Annotated in this window: 1 protein-coding gene; it reads left to right on the top strand. The window is 34.8% G+C overall.

Annotated features, from left to right (window positions below):
• Positions 1–141 precede the first annotated feature (141 nt).
• The coding region (locus tag KIH86_RS26465) for a hypothetical protein (protein ID WP_223110756.1) at positions 142–345 on the top strand (204 nt) is incomplete at its 3' end.

The raw sequence follows: 345 nt of genomic DNA, 5'->3' as shown, positions 1-345 counted from the left end.
CACTAATATTACACAAGCTATCAATAAAAAATATGATAATGTATATTTATGGAATTAATGTAATCGAGATACTTAATCCATTTTTTATTTGACATGAATAGCTGGCCAGCATTCATAAAATAAAACAAAGGAGAAATAAAGATGCTGAAATTTAAGAGTGCTAAACTGGTCGTTGCTTTGAGCACAGTTTTGGTAGCCAGTTCATTCAGTTCGGTAGTTGGTGCTGCACCTGTCGTCAAAGGTGGTGATGCCCAAGTTGAGCAGACATTTATTGTTAAAGATGGAGTAGCAACTGTAGTCCCTAATGAAACATATCAAAATGATTCTTTACAAACGGATACCGCT

Source organism: Paenibacillus sinensis, from assembly GCF_019904155.1.
Lineage (GTDB): Bacteria > Bacillota > Bacilli > Paenibacillales > Paenibacillaceae > Paenibacillus_AQ > Paenibacillus_AQ sinensis.
The sequence above is the reverse complement of the archived record's forward strand: the minus strand, read 5'-3'. Positions and strand labels throughout refer to the sequence as shown.